Origin of the sequence: Nocardiopsis halotolerans DSM 44410, from assembly GCF_000341065.1 — a bacterium.
In the GTDB taxonomy this organism is placed as follows: Bacteria; Actinomycetota; Actinomycetes; order Streptosporangiales; family Streptosporangiaceae; genus Nocardiopsis; species Nocardiopsis halotolerans.
Genome location: NZ_ANAX01000137.1, coordinates 1 through 19,372, shown reverse-complemented (window position 1 = coordinate 19,372; position 19,372 = coordinate 1). Strand labels below are relative to the sequence as shown.

The window sequence follows — 19,372 nt, the reverse complement described above, 5'->3', positions numbered from 1 at the left end:
GGGCGACGGCTCGGGGCTCCCCGGCGGCCCCGGTCAGCCCTGCGGGTAGCCCTGCCGGAGCAGACCGTAGGTGACGGCCTGCTCGAGCGCGACCCAGGAGGCGTCGATGACGTTCGGCCCCACGCCGACCGTGGTCCACTCCCCCGACCCGTCGCCGAAGGTGATGAGGATGCGGGTGATGGCGTTGGTGCCGGAGGTGCCCTCCAGGATGCGGACCTTGTAGTCGGTCAGCTCCAGACCGGCCAGTGCGGTGTACACGCTCTCCATGGAGGTGCGCAGCGCCCGGTCCAGGGCGTTCACCGGGCCGTTGCCCTCCGCGGTGGCGATCACGCGCTCGCCCTTGACCCGCAGTTTGACGGTGGCCTCGGAGAGGCTCTCGTAGTCGCTGGAGAGCGGGCTGGCGCCGACGCGGGGACGGCGTTCGGTGATGACCCGCCAGGACTCGGTGTCGAAGTAGCGGACCGGCTGGCCCAGTTCCTCGCGCAGCAGCAGCTCCAGGGAGGCGTCGGCGGCCTCGAAGCTGTAGCCGGACAGCTCCAGGCCCTTGACCCGCTCCACGACCCGGCCCGACAGGGCGCGGTCGCCGGACAGGTCCAGGCCCAGCTCCCTGGCCTTGAGCTCGATGGAGGCGCGCCCGGCCATGTCCGAGACGAGCATGCGCATGGAGTTGCCGACCAGCGCGGGGTCGGTGTGCTGGTACAGGTCGGGGTCGACCTTGATGGCGGAGGCGTGCAGACCGGCCTTGTGGGCGAAGGCCGACACGCCCACGTAGGGCTGGTGGGTGTCCGGTGCGAGGTTGACGATCTCGGCGATGGCGGTGGCCACGCGGGTCATCTCGGCCAGGCAGCCCTCGGGGAGGACCTCACGGCCGCGCTTGAGGGTGAGCGCGCCGACCACGGAGAAGAGGTTGGCGTTGCCGACCCGTTCGCCGTACCCGTTGGCGGTGCACTGCACGTGGGTGGCGCCCGCGTCGACGGCGGCGAGGGTGTTGGCGACGGCGCAGCCGGTGTCGTCCTGGGCGTGGATGCCCAGGCGGGCGCCGGTGGCCTCGCGGACCTCGGTGACGACGCGGGTGATGTCGGTGGGAAGCATGCCGCCGTTGGTGTCGCACAGGACGACGACGTCGGCTCCGGCTCCGGCGGCGGCGCGGACCACGTCGAGCGCGTGGTCGGGGTCGTGGTGGTATCCGTCGAAGAAGTGCTCACAGTCCACGAACACGCGCTGGCCGTGTTCGCGCAGGTGGGACACCGTGTCGGCGATCATGGCGAGGTTCTCGTCGAGGGTCGTGCGCAGGGCGCGTTCGACGTGCCGGTCGTCACTCTTGGCGACAAGGGTGACGACCGGTGCGCCGCTGTCGCGCAGGGCGGCCACCTGTGGGTCGTCGGCGGCCTTCACACCGGCACGGCGGGTCGCGCCGAACGCGGTGAGTCGCGCGTGCTTCAGCGTCAGCTCTCGTGAAGCCCGCTGGAAGAACTCGGTGTCCTTGGGGTTCGCCCCCGGCCACCCTCCCTCGATGAACGCCACACCGAAGTCGTCGAGCAGCTGCGCGATGGCCAGCTTGTCGGAGACCCGCAGGTTGATCCCCTCGCGCTGGGCCCCGTCGCGCAGCGTGGTGTCGAAGACGTGGAAACTGTCGTCCCTCATGGGTGGAACTCCCGAAGGTGGATGCCGTGGTGTGATCGGTCCCCGCCAACAAAAAAGACCCCTCGTGGACACGAGAGGTCAGCGCGCTGGCGGCGTCCGATGGTCAGCCAGCGCGCCTCACGATAATGAGAACCTGAGACGGCATGAGGCCAGTGTGCCACAGGGCGGCCGGGTTTTCGGTGCTCACCGGCTTTTTGTCTCGCCATGTGAGAGGGGCGTTCCTCACACCGGACATATCCGGCGCCCCGCCGGAGCCCCGCGAAAAGCCCTGACGGTGAGGCCCCACAGCATGGGAGCGGGCCGCCCGGAACCCGTCCGGACGGCCCGCTCGGATCACGGGACAGGCCCTAGAACCTGGTGATCCAGCCGTACTTGTCGGAGCGCAGACCCGTCTGGAGGCCCACCAGCTCCTCGCGCAGGCGCATGGTGACCGGACCGGGGGTCCCGTCGCCGATGGTGAACTCGCCGTCGTCGCTCTTGACGTGCCCGACCGGGGTGATCACGGCCGCGGTACCGCAGGCGAACACCTCCGTGATCTCCCCGGATTCAGCGGCCTCGCGCCACTCGTCGGTGGAGATCGGCGCCTCCTCGGCCGGGATGCCGAGGTCGGGGGCCAGGGTCAGCAGCGACTCGCGGGTGATGCCGGGCAACAGGGTCCCGGTCAGTCCCGGCGTGCGCAGCCGCGCGTTCTCACCCGAGCCGAACACGAACCACAGGTTCATGCCGCCCATCTCCTCGACCCAGCGGTGCTCGCGGGCGTCGAGCCAGACCACCTGGTCGCAGCCCTGCCGAACGGCCTGGGCCTGGGCGAGGAAGCTCGCCGCGTAGTTGCCCGCGAACTTGGCCGCGCCCGTGCCGCCCGGCGCGGCGCGCGTGTAGTCCTTGGAGAGCCACACCGTCACCGGTTTGACGCCACCCGAGAAGTACGAGCCGACCGGCGAGGCGATCAGCAGGTAGACGTAGCTGCGGGACGGGTTGTTGACCCCGAGGCCGACGTCCGTGGCGATCATGAACGGACGCAGGTACAGGCTGAAGCCCTCCTTGTCCGGAACCCAGTCGCCGTCGTGCTCCAGGAGGAGTTCGATGGACCGGAGGAAGAGCTCCTCGGGGAGTTCGGGCATCGCCATGCGCGCCGCGCTGCGGTTGAAGCGGGCGGCGTTGGCCTCCGGACGGAAGGAGGCGAGCGAGCCGTCGGGGTGTCGGTAGGCCTTGAGGCCCTCGAAGATCTCCTGGGCGTAGTGGAGGGCGGCGGTGGCCGGGTCCAGGCTCAGCGGACCGTACGGCTCCAGCTTCGCGTCGTGCCACCCCTTCCCCTCGGTGTAGCGGATGCTCACCATGTGGTCGGTGAACACCTGGCCGAACCCGGGATTCTCCAGCAGCGCCTCTCGTTCCTGCGGGGTCTTCCGCCTGTCGGAGAGCTGGATGTCGAACGCCAACCCGCTTGTGGTGGTGTCGTTGTTCATGTTGTCGATGGTCCTCTCGGGTGCATCAGGTCGGCAGCGCCGCCGACCTGGTATCCAGTCTGTCGGAAGAGCGCACCCGGTGCCAGGGGCGTGGGGCGGTGCACGCGCGGGCGGTTCCGCGGCCGGTCGGCACGGAACACACGCGGGCACGACGACGGGCGCGCTCGGTGGCCCGGGCGCGCCTGTCGGCGGTGGTTCGTGACTGGGCCGTCAGCCGCGCCTCGGGAAGGGGCAGGGCTTTCGGCGTACGCGTCAGCCCTGCTCGGCTACTCGCGCGGCGAGGTCGTCGCCGATCTGGGAGGTGGAGCGGACCGCGTCGCTCTGGACGCGGGTCTTGAGGTCCGTGGCGACCGCGGCCTCGATGCGGCGGGCCGCCTCGGGAACTCCGAGGTGGTCCAGCATGGTGGCGGCCGAGAGCACCGTGGCGGTGGGGTCGGCCTTGCCCTGGCCCGCGATGTCGGGCGCGGAACCGTGGACGGGCTCGAACATGCTGGGGAAGGTGCGGTCCGGGTTGACGTTCCCGCTGGCGGCCAGCCCGATGCCGCCGGTGATGGCGGCGCCGATGTCGGTGATGATGTCGCCGAAGAGGTTGTCGGTGACCACCACGTCGAAGCGGGCGGGCTGGTTGACGAAGAACATCGACGCGGCGTCGACGTGGCAGTAGTCCACGTCGACCTGCGGGTACTCGGCGCCGACCTCGCGGACCACGCGTTGCCACAGCTCACCGGCGAAGGTCAGGACGTTGTCCTTGTGGACCAGGGTGAGCTTCCTGCGCGGACGGGAGGCGGCCCTGTCGAAGGCGTAGCGGACGACGCGTTCGACGCCGAAGCGGGTGTTGACGCTGTCCTGGGTGGCGATCTCGTGCGGGGTGCCCTTGCGCAGCACTCCCCCGGCTCCCGCGTACGGGCCCTCGGTGCCCTCGCGGACCACCAGCATGTCGATGTCCTCGGGGCCCACGCCCGCCAGCGGGCTGCTCACCCCGGGGTAGAGGCGGACGGGGCGCAGGTTGACGTAGTGGTCGAAGTCGAAGCGCAGACGCAGCAGCAGGCCGCGCTCCAGGACCCCGCTGGGGACCGACGGGTCGCCGACGGCGCCCAGGTAGATGGCCTCGTGTCCGGACAGCTCGGACTTCACCGAGTCGGGCAGGGTCTCACCGGTGCGGTGCCAGAGCCTGGCGCCCAACTCGTACTCGGTGGTCTCGATGGCGAGATCGTGCTGGGAGGCCGCGACCTCCAGCACCTTGAGGCCCTCGGTGACGACCTCGGGACCGATCCCGTCACCGGGGATGACCGCCAGTTTCACGGTGCGCGCTGCCATACGGCCTGCCTCTGCTTCGGACACGATCCCACCGATGCTTTCTCGAATGGTGAGACCAGGATGAACACTGAATGAGACAACCCTACCGCTCCGGAGGAGCGTTGGCATCCCGGTCTCCCCAGGCCCCGGCCGCTTTCCGGGGCCTTCCCCTCCGGGGTCCGCTCAGGCCCGGCGGTTGAGGGCGTCCTGGAGGGCGCGGTTGATCTCGTCCTGGGAGTCGGGCGCGGACGGGTACTCGGCCATGTCGTACATGAGGTCCTCCGGTTGCGTTGCGTGACCGGCCCGGGCGACGGATCGGCCAGGGATGCTCTGCGGTGGTGCGCACGCGCGGGGTCCGGAGCGGTTCGCGCCGAACGGCGGTGGAGCGCGGAACGTGGGCGACGGTGTCCACGGAGGAAGGAGTACACCCAGGCGGGATCGGCTGCCGTGGGACGCCGGCGCGGACCCCGGTGGGGGCGGACGCGGCTGACTCCTAGGACGTCAGAATATCGGATGTCCAACTATATGGCCAGGGCTTCTCACCATGTGAGACGGTACGGCGTGTCCGCTGGCCAGCGGGGTCGGTTCCGAGCCGTCCCCCGTCAGCCCGCACGGGCCACGCGGGCCCCGCGACGGCGGTGGAGGACGCCGAGGACCCCGGCAACGCGTCGGGGCCGCACCACGCCGTCGGCGCCCGCGAGCGCCGGGTGTGTGGTGCGGCCCCGTACCGCCGACCGCCCGGGGAGGACCCCGGGCGCCCCACGGGATCCTCAGTCCTCCAGGTCGACCTGGCGGCTGACGTCGGCGTCGATCTCACCGGAGATCGAGGCGAGGACGTCGTCGGACACGGCGGAGTCCACGGTGAGCGCGATCAGCGCCTTGCCGCCCTCCTTGTCCCGGATGACCTGCATGCCCGCGATGTTGACGTCCGCCTCGCCGAGCAGGGCGCCGACCTTGCCGACGATGCCGGGGCGGTCCTCGTAGGACAGGAACACCATGTGCTCGGCCAGGCCGATCTCCATGGTGTAGTTGTTGATCTCCACCAGCTTCTCGACCTGGCGGGGGCCGGTCAGGGTGCCCGAGACCGACACGCGGGTACCGTCGGCGAGCACGCCGCGGACCGAGATGAGGTTGCGCCAGTCGCTGTGGTCGTCACTGGTGACGAGGTTGACCTCCACGCCGCGCTCCTTGGCCAGCAGCGGGGCGTTGACGAAGGTCACGGTGTCCTCGACCACGTCGGCGAACACGCCCTTGAGAGCGGCCAGTTCGAGCACCTTGACGTCGTGGGAGGCGATCTCGCCGCGGACCTCGACGTCGATGCGGCTGGCGATCGTGCCCGCGAGGGAGGTGAACACGCGGCCGAGCTTCTCGGTCAGGGGCAGGCCCGGCTTGACGTCCTCGGCCACACCGGTGCCCTGCACGTTCACGGCGTCGGGGACGAACTCGCCGGACAGGGCCAGCTTGACCGAGCGGGCGACCTGGGTGCCCGCCTTCTCCTGGGCCTCGGTGGTGCTGGCGCCCAGGTGGGGGGCCACGACCACGCTCTCGAACTCGAAGAGGGGACTGTCGGTGCACGGCTCCTTGGCGAACACGTCGATGCCCGCGCCCGCCACGCGGCCGTCCTTGAGGGCCCGGTAGAGCGCGTCCTCGTCGAGGATGCCGCCGCGCGCGGCGTTGATGATGCGCACGTTGGGCTTGACCCTGTTCAGGGCCTCGTCACCGATCAGGCCCAGCGTGTCCTTGTTCTTGGGCAGGTGGATGGTGATGAAGTCCGAACGCTCCAGCAGTTCGTCCAGCGTGGTCATCTCCACACCGATCTGGGCCGCCCGGGCGGGCTGGACGAAGGGGTCGTAGGCGATGACCTTGGTGCCGAAGGCCGACAGGCGCTGCGCGACCAGGGCGCCGATACGGCCGAGGCCGACCACACCGACGGTCTTCTCGTAGAGCTCGACGCCGGTGTACTTGGACCGCTTCCACTCGCCGTTGACCAGCGCGTTGTGCGCCGGAGCGGTGTTGCGGGCGCTGGCCAGCAGCAGGTTCACGGCCTGCTCGGCGGCGCTGATGATGTTGGAGGTCGGCGCGTTGACCACCAGGACGCCCGCCTTGGTCGCGGCCTCCACGTCCACGTTGTCCAGACCGACACCGGCCCGGGCGACCACCTGGAGACGGGAGGCGGCGGCCAGCGCCTCGGCGTCCACCTGGGTCGCGCTGCGCACGATGAGGGCGTCGACGTCGGCGAGGGCGGGCAGCAGCTGGGACCGGTCGGCGCCGTCGACGTGGCGTACCTCGAAGTCCTCCTCGAGGAGCGCGATTCCGGCGGGCGAGAGCTTTTCCGCTACGAGTACGGCGGGTTTGGGCACAACGGTTCCTTTTCGGGTGGAGCGATCCGACCGCGCTCGTGGTGTGGGCGCTGCCCGGATCGGGGAGACGGCCGATCGAAAGTCTAGTGGCAGGGTAGGAAAGCCTGATGGGGACAGGTGGTCACAGCCACCTGTCCCCGTGGTTCACCAGGCTCTCTCCAGGCCTCTCGCGTTTACCTCAGCCCCAGGGAGCGTTCGGGTGCCCACGGGGTTCTGGAGGATTCGTAGGTGGGACTGCGAGGAACGAGCCGTCCCACCGGAGAATCCGAAGGTTCCCGTTCTCCGGGCACCCGAACACGGGTCGAAGCGAAGCGGAGGCCCCGAAAGAACTAGGCCTTGAGCCAGCTCATCAGCGGGCGCAGCTCGGCGCCCACCTTCTCGATCTGCTCGTTCTGCTCGGCCTCACGACGCTTGGTGAAGGTCGGCTGACCGGCGTCGAACTCGTCCATGAGCTCCTTGGCGTAGGAGCCGTCCTGGATCTCGCCGAGGACCTTGCGCATCTCCTGGCGGGTCTGCTCGGTGATCAGGCGCGGGCCGCGGGTGTAGCCGCCGTACTCGGCGTTGTCCGAGACCGACCAGTTCATCTTGGAGATGCCGCCCTCGTACATGAGGTCGACGATGAGCTTGAGCTCGTGCAGGCACTCGAAGTAGGCGATCTCCGGCTGGTAGCCCGCCTCGACCAGGGTGGCGAAACCGGCCTTGACCAGCTCCTCGGTGCCGCCGCAGAGCACGACCTGCTCGCCGAACAGGTCGGTCTCGGTCTCCTCGGTGAAGGTGGTCCTGATGACACCCGCCTTGGTGCCGCCGATGCCCTTGGCCCAGGACAGCGCCAGCTCCCAGGCCTGACCACTGGCGTCCTTCTCGACCGCGACCAGGCAGGGCACGCCGCGCCCGGCCTCGTACTGGCGGCGGACCAGGTGGCCCGGGCCCTTGGGGGCGACCATGGCGACGTCCACGCCCTCGGGCGGGGTGATGAGGCCGTAGCGGATGCTGAAGCCGTGGCCGAAGAAGAGGGCGTTGCCCGACTCCAGGTTCGGCGCGATCTCGGCCGCGTAGAGGTCCCGGTGGATGTGGTCGGGGACCAGGATCATGATGACGTCGGCCTCGCGGGTGGCCTCGGCGGGGGTGAGGACGCGCAGTCCCTCCTCCTCGGCCTTCGCGCGGCTCCTCGACCCCTCGGCGAGGCCGATCCGGACGTCCACACCCGAGTCGCGCAGCGAGAGCGCGTGCGCGTGCCCCTGGCTGCCGTAACCGATCACGGCGACCTTCTTGCTCTGGATGAGCGAGAGGTCCGCGGCGTCGTCGTAGTACATCTGTGCTGCCACTTGGGGTTACTCCTTATTTCTCAACATTCGGTGGGGACGCGGCGGGGCCCGGCCGTGCCCGGACCCGCGGGCGGAGCGAGTCGGAGAACGCTCCTAGGCACTGCGCTCGACGGCGCGCAGGGAGCGGTCGGCGATCGACCGGGGGCCGCGGCCCAAGGCGACCAGCCCTGACTTGACGAGTTCCCGGATACCGAACGGCTCCAGGTTCCTCACCAGGGCATCGAGCTTCTCGGGGTCGCCGGTGGCCTCGATGACGACGACGTCCGGGCTGACGTCCACGACGTGCGCGCGGAACAGCTCGGCCGTCTGTAGCACGTGGGTGCGGCTGGACGCGTCGGCCTTGACCTTGACGAGCAGCAGCTCGCGCCGGACCGACGCGGTGGTGTCCATCTCCACGATCTTGACGACGTTGACCAGCTTGTTGAGCTGTTTGGTCACCTGCTCCAAGGGGTGGAGGTCGCAGTTGACCACGATTGTCATCCGGGACAGTCCTGGGTGCTCGGTGTTGCTGACACTGAGCGAGTCGATGTTGAAGCCACGACGGGAGAAGAGGGCGGAGGCGCGGGCGAGGATACCCGGGGTGTCCTCCACCAGAACGGAAAGCGTGTGACTGCTCATGGTGGTTTCGCCTTCTTCTCTTTAGTCCTCGTGTTCCCAGTTCGGCGCCATGTCGCGCGCGTACTGGATGTTGTCGTTGCTGACGCCGGGGCCGACCATCGGCCAGACCATGGCGTCGTGGTTGACCGTGAAGTCCACGACGACGGGAGCGTCGTCGATGGCCATGGCCTTCTCGATGGTGGCGTCGATGTCCTCGGCTCGCTCGCAGCGCAGACCGACACAACCGTACGCCTCCGCGAGGCGGACGAAGTCGGGGATGCGGACCTTCTCGTCGCGCGGCGCGGTCTGGAGGTCGGTGTTGGAGTAACGGCCCTCGTAGAACAGGGTCTGCCACTGGCGGACCATGCCCAGGTTGCCGTTGTTGACCACCGCGACCTTGATCGGGATGCCCTCGATGGCGCAGGTGGCCAGCTCCTGGTTGGTCATCTGGAAGCAGCCGTCCCCGTCGACCGACCACACGGTCCGGTCGGGGTCGCCGACCTTGGCGCCGAGCGCGGCGGGAACGGAGAAGCCCATGGTGCCGAGGCCGCCGGAGTTGACGAAGGAGCCGGGGCGCTCGTGGTCGATGAACTGGGCGGCCCACATCTGGTGCTGGCCGACCCCGGCGACGTAGGTGGCCTCCGGCCCCACGACCCTGCCCAGGCGCTCGATGACGGCCTGCGGGGACAGGCTGCCGTCCTCGGTGCCCTCGTACCCCTTGGGGTAGGTGGTGCGCAGGCGGTTGAGCTGCTGCCACCAGGCCTCGTAGTCGCCCTGGCGGCCCTTCTCCTGGTCGGCGCGCACGGCCACGACCAGGTCGGCGAGGACCTCCCGGCAGTCGCCGACGATGGGCACGTCGGCGTGGCGGTTCTTGGAGATCTCGGCGGGGTCGATGTCGGCGTGGACGATCCTGGCGTCGGGGGCGAAGCTGTCCAGACGGCCGGTGACGCGGTCGTCGAAGCGCGCGCCCAGGGCCACGATGAGGTCGGACTTCTGGAGGGCGCCGACGGCGGCCACGTCGCCGTGCATGCCGGGCATGCCCACGAACAGGGGGTGGCTGTCGGGGAAGACGCCGCGGGCCATCAGGGTGGTGACGACGGGGGCGCCGGTGAGCTCGGCCAGGACGCGCAGCTCGGCGGCGGCACCGGCGCGCAGGACGCCTCCGCCGACGTAGAACACGGGGCGTCGGGCCTCGGCGATCATGCGCGCGGCCTCGCGGACCTGCTTGCCGTGGGGCTTGGTGACCGGGCGGTAGCCGGGCAGTTCGAGGCGCTCGGGCCAGACGAAGTCGCTCACGTTCTGGAGCGCGTCCTTGGAGATGTCGACCAGGACGGGGCCGGGGCGTCCGCTGGAGGCGATGTGGAAGGCCTCGGCGATGGTCCTGGGGATCTCGCGGACGTCCTTGACCAGGAAGTTGTGCTTGGTGATCGGCATGGTGATGCCGCAGATGTCGGCTTCCTGGAAGGCGTCGGTGCCGATCGCCGGTGAGGCGACCTGACCGGTGATGGCGACCATCGGCACCGAGTCCATGTGGGCGTCGGCGAGCGGGGTGACGAGGTTGGTGGCACCGGGTCCGCTGGTGGCCATGCACACCCCGGGACGGCCGGTGGCGTAGGCGTAGCCCTCGGCGGCGTGACCGGCTCCCTGCTCGTGGCGCATGAGGATGTGACGCACCTTGGCCGAGTCGTAGAGCGGGTCGTAGGCCGGGAGGATGGCACCGCCGGGGATCCCGAAGACAGTGTCAACGCCAACCTGCTCCAGCGACCTGATCAGCGATTGGGCGCCGGTCATCTGCTCGGTCATCTCACGATCCTTCAGCGAGGGTCAGAGCGGCACGGGGGCTCTGGCCTGATGGTTCTGATCTCTGGGCTTGATGTGGCAATAAAAAAACCCCCACCGCCGACGGCGGTTGAGGGGTGGCGCGCAGCAGAAGAAACTCAGCGGGCTGCGCGCCGACCAAGTACGAGAATCAGGGAGTTGCTCTGCACGTTCATAACAGTGGCCGACGGAGAGCCCGCCCGTCAACCAGAACGACATATTGTCTCGCCATATGAGACGCACATGTCAGCATACGGCCGCGCCCGCGAACGCGAAAACCCCTGCCACATGGGCGAATCCGGACAGGTCGCGCACCTGACATGTGACGCACACCGCAGTCCGGACGAACACGGGTCCACGGAGTGGAACGCCGGGCGGGAGCGTGCGCGACCGTCCGGCGTCCACGCTCAGGCGAAGAGGTCCTCGGCGCTGTCGACCTTCGCCGCCCGGCGGACCCACCGGTCCAGCTCGCCGAGGTCCGAGGAGCCGGTGATCCGCTCGCGCGCCTCGTCCGACACCGCGATCCCCCGGGAGTCCAGCACACCCAGGATCGCCTCGATCCGACCCTCGATCCGGCCCTCGGTCCGGCCCTCCCGGAAGGGACGGCCGATCAGTTCGGTCCGGAACTCGTAGTCACGCACGGTCATGATCTCCTCCAGGGAGCTTAGGGCGGTCGCGGACAGAGCCGCGAGCACATAGTCAGAGTACAGCGACGACGCGGAGGTATCGAGGCTCTTCAGAGCCACGGTCAGGGCCTCCAGGGCGTCCTTGTCGTCTGTCGGGTTCGAGGCCAGGGCGAGGATGGTCAGTACCGGGTGCGCCGCCGCCACACTCCGGTCGGTGACGGGGGCGAGGGTGTCCAGGGCGAGGACCAGAGGGCGGATCTCACCGCAGCCCAGGTCGATGGGCGGGGAGTAACGCCGAGCGAGCGCCGTGGTCGGTGTGAGGACCAACAGCGCGATCGGGCACTTGAGCCGATGGCGGATGTTGGCCACGTAGCAGGGCCAACTGTAGGGCTTGTGCGGATCCCACTTGTTCTGGGGTTCGGTGATGATCGCGAGGACCGGCACTGGCTCGTCCTGCCTCTCATGAGGCAGGGGAGGACGCTCGCAGACCACCAACGAGTCCGAGTTCAGATACGTGGGCGCGGTGCGCGTGGCCTCCGCCGCGTCGCAGCGCACCCGTGTGTGTTCGGGCAACGGCTTCCCCGTGACCTCCTGGAGAAGCTCCGTCGCGAACGTCGGGTCATGCCGAATGAGATCGAGGGGGAACTCGTGTTCTTGTGAGGGCATGCCGGAAAATTAGCGGGCGTGTCACCATCTCCGCAGGCCAAAGGCACAACGTCCGCATATGTCGCTCTCAGGCGCACGCGCCTAAAGGCTGACCCCGGCCTCGCCGCCGACCAGCGACTCGACTCCGCTCGCGGGCATCGGGCGGGCCACCAGGAAGCCCTGGCCGTGGTCACAGCCCATCGCGCGCAGCTGCTCCAGCTGCTCGGGGCGCTCGATCCCCTCGGCCACCACCTGCACGCCGAGGTCGCGCCCCAGCTGGATGATCGTGTGCGTGAGCAGCGTGACCGTGTCGTCGCGGCCCAGGTCCGCCACGAACGACGGGTCGATCTTGATCGCGTCCACGCTCAGCTTGCGCAGGTGCGCGAGGGACGCGTAGCCCATCCCGTAGTCGTCGATGGCCAGCCGCACGCCCAGGTCGCGCAGCTCCCCCAGGCGCTGCACGGCCTCGCCGCCGTCGTCGAGCAGGACCTCCTCGTCGACCTCCAGGGTGAGCACCCCGGCCGGGAGCCCCGTCTCGGCGAGGACGCCCGCCACCGTCTCCACGAAGCGCGGCGACAGCACCTGCTTGACCGACAGGTTCACCGACAGGCCGATGTCCCAGTCCGAGATCCGCCACACCGCGACCTTCCCGCAGGCCTCGCGCAGGATCCGTTCGCCAAGCGGCACGATCAGGCCCGACTCCTCGGCCGCGCCGATGAACTCCTCCGGGCCGACCGTCTCGCCGTCGCGGTCCCAGCGCACCAGTGCCTCCACCGAGGTCACCTGAGAGCTGCCCAGGTCCACGACCGGCTGGTACTCCAGGAAGAACTCCTCCTTGGCCAGCGCCTCGCGCAGGCGGATCTGGAGCTCCAGGCGGGAGACCACCGTGTCGTGCATGTGCGCGGCGTACACCTCCACGTGGCCCGCCCCGCGCTCCTTGGCGCGGGTCATCGCCACGTCGGCGTTGCGCAGCAGCTCGCCGCTGTCGGTGACGGGCTCGGCGAAGGCCACCCCGATGCTGGCGGTCAGCATGATGTCCCGGTCCGCGACCGGGAAGGGCTCCGAGGCGATGACCCGGCCCAGACGCTCGGCCAGGTCCACCACCCGTTGGGCCCTGGGCACGTTCTCGATCAGGACCGCGAACTCGTCCCCGCCCCAGCGCGCCAGGGTCGCGTCGGAGTCGACCTCGCCGCGCAGCCTGCGGGCCGCCTGGCCGAGCAGGTGGTCGCCGCGTACGTGCCCGGCGGAGTCGTTGACCGCCGTGAACCCGTCCAGGTCCAGGAAGATCACCGCGACGTCCCCGGTGTGCTCCTCGCTCATCGCCCGGTGCGCCAACACGTCGCTGGCCCGCTCCTCCAGGTAGGCGCGGTTGGGCAGCCCGGTCACGCCGTCGTGGAACGTCAGGTGCTCCACCTCGTCCTGGAGCGCCACCTGCGCGCTGATGTCGCGGGTGGTCACCAGCAGCCGGTCGGGTTCGCCCGGCTGCTCGTACAGGGAGATCGTGGACTCGGTGTGCCGCCAGGTGCCGTCGGCGGCCCGTACCCGCAGCCGCATGTGCACGCCCTGCGCGCCGCGCTCGGCGAACAGGTCGGTGACGGCCCTGGTGCGCCCCAGGTCCTCGGGGTGGATGAGCGCGGTGACCGGGGCGGCGAGCACGTCGTCGAGCCGGTAGCCGAACGCCTCGGCGGTGCCCGGACTGACGTAGTACACACCGCCGTCGCGGTCCAGCACGAGGATGACGTCGCCGCTGTTGCGCGCCAGTTCGTGGAAGTGGACCTCGCGGTTGCGGACCATGCGGGAGAGGGTGGCGTTCTCCTCCAGCATGCCCACCACGCGCACCAGCAGCACCACCACGGCGGTGCCCGCGGCCAGCGGCAGTACCGGTGCCACCCCGGGCAGGCGGACCCCGGCCACGGTCAGCACCACGGTGGCGACGAACACCGCGCCGACCGCCGCGAGCTCGGGCGCGAAGCGGTACAGGCCCCGGCCGGTGATCCGGCGCGGGTGCGTACCCGGCCGGTGTTCCACCAGCCACGGCAGCGCGCCCAGCAGGGCGAAGCCCAGGAACCGCACCGGGTGCTCGATCCCCCCGAGGAAGGGGGGGCCGGTCAGGCGGGTGAGCGCACCGAGGATGTCCGCGCCGGCGATGACGATGAGGGCCCCGATGGCCACCAGCACCGCACGCCGCGTGCTGTGCGGCGACATGAACACCAGCGGTACGAGCAGGCACAGCACGACGATGTCGGCGACCGGGTAGACCAGGGCGAAGCCGAGGAACCCGGCCCCCTCCCCCAGCTCCTGGTAGAGCGGGGAGAACAGCAGCAGCCACACCACGGAGAAGACCGCGGCGGCGCACACGTAGCTGTCGGTCACGTGCCGCAGCGCGGTCCGCAGACCTCCCGGCCACGGCGCGAAACGGGTGAAGCCGACCACGAAGAGTGGCAGGGCTGTCAGAGCAAAGAGGTCACCGAGAGTGAGCGACAGGAGCGACGCTGAGCTGAAGAGACGGATGAGACCGTGAGTGACGCCACCCGCGCACCAGGCCAGCGCGGCGAAGCCGAGGTACCGCAGGGCGGCGGGCCCGTCCGCACCGTCGGCGTGGGCGTCCCGGTCGGCACCGGTGGTCTCCCAGCGGCGCGCGGCGTAGAGCAGGGACAGTCCGGCCGCCCCGGCCGCCACGGACGTGGGCCACTCGTCGAGCGCGGCGGTCACGCTGTCCGGCGCCGCGGGAACGAACGCCCCCACGACGTAGAGCAGGAACAACGCCCCCAGGAGCATGACCCACAGGCGGCGTGCCCGGGTTACCATCACCGACCTCCCAGTGGGCGCGTCGCGGCCGACACGGCTCCGTGCCGTGGTCGCGCTCTCTCCTCGGACATGGCGCACCCACCTCGCGTCGTTCGAATCCGGACGCGGCACAGCGCCCTGCACCGCGTCTGTCGCCCAGGGTCTCGCGGGACTGGGACGAGCCGGCGGCGGGACGGCCCGAGGGACCGTACACGCCCCCGTGCGTGGCAACCCTACGCAACCAAGGTCACACAGCGATTGAGGACCGGATGAGAGATGACGACGGATCCGTCACCCATCGTGATCGCCGAGCGTTGCCCCCGCCCCGCTCTCCCGGTGCGCCGCGGCCCCTCGCCCCGGCCTTCCACCCTCCCGGGCGACGCGGCGTGGGCCCCGGGGGCCGTCTCTCGCCTACCCGGGCGCCACCGGCCCATGCGAGGATGCCAGCGGGCACCGACAGAACCGGCGGAACCAACGAGGCCGACAGCACGGACACGGCCGCCGTCCGTGGACGTCGGGTCCACGGACGACGTCGGTGAGGGGATCAGCTCGCGCCGAGCTTCTCCAGGATGAGCTCGCGGGCGCGTCCCGCGTCCGCCTGGCCCCGGGTCGCCTTCATGACGGCGCCCACCAGGGCACCGGCCGCGGCGACCTTGCCGCCGCGCACCTTGTCGGCGGCGTCGGGGTTGCTCGCGATGGCCTCGTCCACGGCCGTGCCCAGCGCTCCGTCGTCACTGACCACCTTGAGGCCGCGGGCCTCGACCACGGCGTCGGGCTCGCCCTCACCGGCCAGCACGCCCTCCACCACCTGGCGGGCGAGCTTGTTGGTGAGCGTGCCCTCGGCGACCAGGGCGATGATCCGCGCGACCTGGGCCGGGGTGATGGGCAGGGCGGCCAGCTCCACCTCCTGCTCGGTGGCGCGGCGGGACAGCTCGTTCAGCCACAGTTTGCGGGCCTCGTCCGACGGGGCGCCCTCGGCCACGGTCGCCTCGACCAGCTCGATGGCGTCGGCGTTGACCAGGTCGCGCAGCTCGGTGTCGGTGAGGTTCCACTCGGAGCGGACCCGGGCGCGCTTGGCGGCGGGCAGCTCCGGCAGGGTGGCGCGCAGCTCCTCCACCCACGCGTCGGAGGGAGCGACGGGAACCAGGTCGGGGTCCGGGAAGTAGCGGTAGTCCTGCGCCTCCTCCTTGGAGCGGCCGGAGACGCTGCGGCCGGTGTTCTCCTGGAAGTGGCGGGTCTCCTGCACGACCTTCTGCCCGGCGTCGAGCACGCCCGCCTGGCGCTCGATCTCCGAGCGCACGGCCCGCTCGACCGAACGCAGGGAGTTGACGTTCTTGGTCTCGCTGCGGGTGCCCCACTCCGTGGTGCCGCGCTCCTGGATGGAGACGTTGACGTCGCAGCGCATGGATCCCTCCTCCATGCGCACGTCGGAGATGCCCAGGGAGCGGACCAGGTCGCGCAGCTCGGCGGCGTAGGCGCGGGCGACCAGGGGCGCCAGGTCACCGGTGCCGGTGACGGGCTTGGTCACGATCTCCAGCAGCGGGATGCCCGCGCGGTTGTAGTCGACGATGGAGTGGTCGGCGCCGTGGATGCGGCCGGTGGCCCCGCCCACGTGGGAGGTCTTGCCGGTGTCCTCCTCCATGTGGACGCGCTCGATGTCCACGCGGAACACGCGCGGGCCGTCGGGGGTGTCCACGGTGACGTCGAGGTGGCCGTCGACGCAGATCGGCTCGTCGTACTGGGAGATCTGGTAGTTCTTCGGCATGTCCGGATAGAAGTAGTTCTTCCGGGCGAACCGCCCCCAGGGGGCGATGGAGCAGTTGAGCGCCAGGCCCAGACGGATGGCGCCCTCGACCGCCTTCTCGTTGACGACCGGCAGCGAACCGGGCAGCGCCAGGCAGACCGGGCAGACCTGGGTGTTGGGCTCGGCCCCGAACTCGGTGGGGCAGGAGCAGAACATCTTGGAGGCGGTGCCCAGTTCGATGTGGGTCTCCAGGCCGAGCACGGGCTCGTACTTGGCCAGTGCCCGCTCATAGGCCACCGGCGCAGGACCGCTGTTCGTGGCAGGGCTAGGAGTTACCGCGTGGGCCATCGCCGCAAACCCGCTTCCGTAGAGGACATACCTTCGCGACCAGCCTACCGAGCACACGGGAGTGGGGAACCCGACAACGGAACACGGCTGGGTCACCGGACATCACAGCCAGTACACGATTGGGCCGCTGTCAGGGGAATGTCCGCTGTCCCGGGGTGCCGGACCGTTAGTCTGGGTGGCCCAGGAAGACGATATTCGCCGGTTGGTCCGCACAGCGGCCGCCGCCTTCTCACGGGAGCGCACGAGCATGTCCGGCATCCTGCGTCGGTGCGCCGCGCTGCTTGCCTCCGCAGCCCTGGTCGGCCCCCTGCTGGGTGCCCCCTCAGCCAGCGCCGACGACTTCTCACGTGTGGACCGCGACCCGATCGAGGGTGCGGCACTCGTCCTCGCCGACGGTCAGGAGACCGGCACGGCGCTGTTCAGCCTGCGTGTGTCCAACCAGACCTCGGTACGGGCCTACACGGCGACCGCGGACGGGGAGGTCCGCCCCCACACGGCCTACGTGGAGTCAGCGTGGTCCAACAGTACGGAGTGGACCGAAACCCTCGGGGAAACGGATCCGGTCGACCGGGCGAACTGGATCGTCGCCAACTCCTACCCCGCGGTCGAACTCCTTCCCCTGACGGAGGGGACGGACCTGCTCGGCGTGGTCGAGGGCCAGGCGATCGCGGCCACCCAGGCCGCCCTGTGGCACGTGCTGGACGGGGTGGAACTGGACCGCGCCGCCAACGATCCCGTGGTCCTCGCCCTGTACGACCACCTGGTGGAGGGCAGCGAGACGGCGGCCGACGACACCACCTCCCGTTCCCTGGGGGTGTCCCCGGCCCATGTGGAGGAGGTCGCCCCGACCGAGCCCCTGGGCCCGTTGACCGTGCACAGCTCCGGAACGGGCCCGGTGTCGGTGTCGGTGCGGGGCGCTCCCTCGTCCTGGCTGGTCAACGAGGCCGGTGAGCAGGTGACGCGGGTGGGCGACGGCGACCAGGTCTTCCTGGAGGTGGACCCCTCGGTCCCGGCGGGGGTGGCGACCCTGCGGCTGCGCGGCCAGGACCTGCCGTTGCCGGAGGGGCGCCTGTTCACCGGACGGAACGGGGCGCGCACCCAGTCCCTGGTGACCGCCGAGGCGGGTTCGGCGACGAGGTCGGCCACCGCGACGCTCACCTGGCTCGCGGAGGAGTCGCCGGAGCCGGAGGCCGAGCGGACCCCCGGGTCAGTGCCCGTGGAGGAGCCGGAACCCACCCTCGGCGAGGCCGCTCCGGAGGAGTCACCGGAGGCGGAGACCTCTCCCGAAGAGGTGGACCGAAACTCCGAGGACGGTCTCGCCCTCACCGGAACCTGGTTGTCCGGACTTCTGGTCATCGCCGGTGCCCTGGTGGTGTCAGGCCTGATCATCCTGGTTCTGGGCCGCAAACGGCGCGACTGAGGACGCGCGACTCCGCATTTCGTTGCATAACTCTTGGACATAATCTGGTCCAACCTGGAACGAATATTCCCATGCCCGTATCAGGGGACATTTTTCGCGAACCAGCTTGGAACTCGCCGACGGTGTCGCTAGTATCGGGCAGGCGCTGGCACCCCACGGCGAACGCGGCCAGCTCCCGTGTCAGAGCGAGCCCCACAGGAAGATCGCGCCCGTTCCAGACGGCGCCACGCTCCAACCCCACACGTGGTGACCCCCTCGGGTGAACGCGACAGGCGGCACCGATTTCCCAGTGACCGCCGCGCCGTGGCCAGCGCAGTCCGTCCCATCGGCTCCCCATTGCCCCTTGGGCGGATACCTACCATCCGGTTACCCCTAGAACACACCGGGACACAATGTGAGCAACTCCTCCCTCCCCCGAACCGCCGCCCGCACGGGCCTCGCGGCCACCGCCGCCGCGTTCCTCGCCTTCGGCCTGGCCGCCCCCGCGGCCGCCGACGACACCGTGGAGACCTACGAGGGTTCCGCCCGGGCCCAGTACGTCGGCAACGCCGAGTCCGGCACCGACGTCACCGTGAACGGCCAGACCATCGGCACCACCCTCTTCAACCTGAAGCTCGAAGACGGCACGGTCCTGACGACCTACTGCATCGACTTCGAGACGAGCATCCGCTCCGGTGCCTGGTACCTGGAGGACGACTGGGCCAACTACCCGGGCAAGGGCGAGTTCGCCGCGCCCGCCAAGGTCCACTGGATCCTCCAGAACTCCTACCCGAGCGTGAGCACCCAGGAGCTGGGTGCCGCCGCCGGTGTCGACGGGCTGAGCGAGCAGGACGCCCTGGCCGCCACCCAGGCCGCGATCTGGTACTTCAGCAACGAGGTCCACCTCGAGGAGGACAACTCCGACGACGTCAAGGCCGTCTACACCCACCTCGTCGAGAACGCCGAGGAGCTCCCGCAGACCGCCGAGCCCGCCCCGGCTCTGAGCATCACCCCGGGCCAGGCCTCCGGCAGCGCCGGTGAGACCGTCGGTGAGTTCCTCATCGAGACCAACGGCAGCGACGTTCCGGTCGACCTGTCCGCCCCCGAGGGTGTCGAGCTGGTCGACATCGAGAGCGGCGAGCCCGTCACCACGGTCAACAGCGGCGACACCGTCGGCTTCTCCGTCCCGGCCGACGCCGCCCCGGGCGAGGCCAGTTTCTCCCTGACCACCAGCGCGACCGTCGAGACCGGCCGCCTGTTCCAGGGTGAGGACGAGAACCGGGAGACCCAGACCCTGATCACGGCGCAGGGCGGCGAGAC

The 19,372-nt window shown here is 70.1% G+C and carries 12 protein-coding genes; 2 read left to right on the top strand and 10 right to left on the bottom strand.

What is annotated here, in order from left to right:
- Positions 1–33: 33 nt before the first annotated feature.
- The 10 genes from cimA to gatB form a co-directional block, all read right to left on the bottom strand.
- Positions 34–1,644 carry a citramalate synthase gene (cimA, locus tag D455_RS0110035; protein WP_017570597.1) on the bottom strand — a complete coding sequence of 537 codons (1,611 nt, stop codon included), beginning with the start codon at positions 1,642–1,644 and terminating at the stop codon, positions 34–36.
- A 347-nt stretch (positions 1,645–1,991) separates the two neighbouring features.
- Positions 1,992–3,107 carry a branched-chain amino acid aminotransferase gene (locus D455_RS0110030; protein WP_017570596.1) on the bottom strand — a complete coding sequence of 372 codons (1,116 nt, stop codon included), beginning with the start codon at positions 3,105–3,107 and terminating at the stop codon, positions 1,992–1,994.
- Between the two features lie 252 nt (positions 3,108–3,359).
- Positions 3,360–4,424: a 3-isopropylmalate dehydrogenase gene (locus D455_RS0110025; RefSeq protein WP_017570595.1), complete on the bottom strand. Its 1,065-nt coding sequence runs from the start codon at positions 4,422–4,424 to the stop codon at positions 3,360–3,362.
- Positions 4,425–5,173: 749 nt separating this feature from the next.
- Complete coding sequence (serA, locus tag D455_RS0110015) at positions 5,174–6,763, bottom strand: phosphoglycerate dehydrogenase (RefSeq protein ID WP_017570593.1); 1,590 nt, start codon at positions 6,761–6,763, stop codon at positions 5,174–5,176.
- A 329-nt stretch (positions 6,764–7,092) separates the two neighbouring features.
- A complete protein-coding gene (gene ilvC, locus D455_RS0110010; RefSeq protein ID WP_193789422.1) occupies positions 7,093–8,088 on the bottom strand; it encodes a ketol-acid reductoisomerase in 996 nt (331 codons plus the stop codon).
- Between the two features lie 93 nt (positions 8,089–8,181).
- A complete protein-coding gene (gene ilvN, locus D455_RS0110005) occupies positions 8,182–8,706 on the bottom strand; it encodes an acetolactate synthase small subunit (RefSeq protein WP_017570591.1) in 525 nt (174 codons plus the stop codon).
- Positions 8,707–8,727: 21 nt separating this feature from the next.
- Complete coding sequence (locus D455_RS0110000; protein WP_017570590.1) at positions 8,728–10,488, bottom strand: acetolactate synthase large subunit; 1,761 nt, start codon at positions 10,486–10,488, stop codon at positions 8,728–8,730.
- 422 nt (positions 10,489–10,910) lie between these two features.
- Positions 10,911–11,702 (bottom strand): hypothetical protein, encoded by a 792-nt coding sequence (locus D455_RS29965; RefSeq protein ID WP_241480224.1) that lies wholly within the window; start codon positions 11,700–11,702, stop codon positions 10,911–10,913.
- Between the two features lie 174 nt (positions 11,703–11,876).
- Entirely contained in the window at positions 11,877–14,582 is a 2,706-nt protein-coding gene (locus D455_RS0109990; protein ID WP_017570588.1) for a putative bifunctional diguanylate cyclase/phosphodiesterase, read from the bottom strand.
- Positions 14,583–15,105: 523 nt separating this feature from the next.
- Positions 15,106–16,602 (bottom strand): Asp-tRNA(Asn)/Glu-tRNA(Gln) amidotransferase subunit GatB, encoded by a 1,497-nt coding sequence (gene gatB, locus D455_RS0109985; protein WP_017570587.1) that lies wholly within the window; start codon positions 16,600–16,602, stop codon positions 15,106–15,108.
- 298 nt (positions 16,603–16,900) lie between these two features.
- Between gatB and D455_RS0109980 the strand changes: the two genes are divergently transcribed.
- On the top strand, positions 16,901–18,073 hold the full coding sequence (locus D455_RS0109980) for a thioester domain-containing protein (protein WP_026122484.1): 1,173 nt from the start codon (positions 16,901–16,903) through the stop codon (positions 18,071–18,073).
- 394 nt (positions 18,074–18,467) lie between these two features.
- Positions 18,468–19,372 (top strand): thioester domain-containing protein (locus tag D455_RS0109975; RefSeq protein ID WP_017570585.1); only part of this gene is annotated, 905 nt, incomplete at its 3' end.

Bases quoted from the DNA above. Each gene is read 5' to 3' on its own strand.
- ilvN (WP_017570591.1), bottom strand. From the start codon at position 8,706: ATGAGCAGTCACACGCTTTCCGTTCTGGTGGAGGACACCCCGGGTATC.
- D455_RS0109990 (WP_017570588.1), bottom strand. From the start codon at position 14,582: ATGGTAACCCGGGCACGCCGCCTGTGGGTCATGCTCCTGGGGGCGTTG.
- cimA (WP_017570597.1), bottom strand. From the start codon at position 1,644: ATGAGGGACGACAGTTTCCACGTCTTCGACACCACGCTGCGCGACGGG.
- D455_RS0110025 (WP_017570595.1), bottom strand. From the start codon at position 4,424: ATGGCAGCGCGCACCGTGAAACTGGCGGTCATCCCCGGTGACGGGATC.
- D455_RS0110000 (WP_017570590.1), bottom strand. From the start codon at position 10,488: ATGACCGAGCAGATGACCGGCGCCCAATCGCTGATCAGGTCGCTGGAG.
- D455_RS0109980 (WP_026122484.1), top strand. From the start codon at position 16,901: ATGTCCGGCATCCTGCGTCGGTGCGCCGCGCTGCTTGCCTCCGCAGCC.
- D455_RS0110030 (WP_017570596.1), bottom strand. From the start codon at position 3,107: ATGAACAACGACACCACCACAAGCGGGTTGGCGTTCGACATCCAGCTC.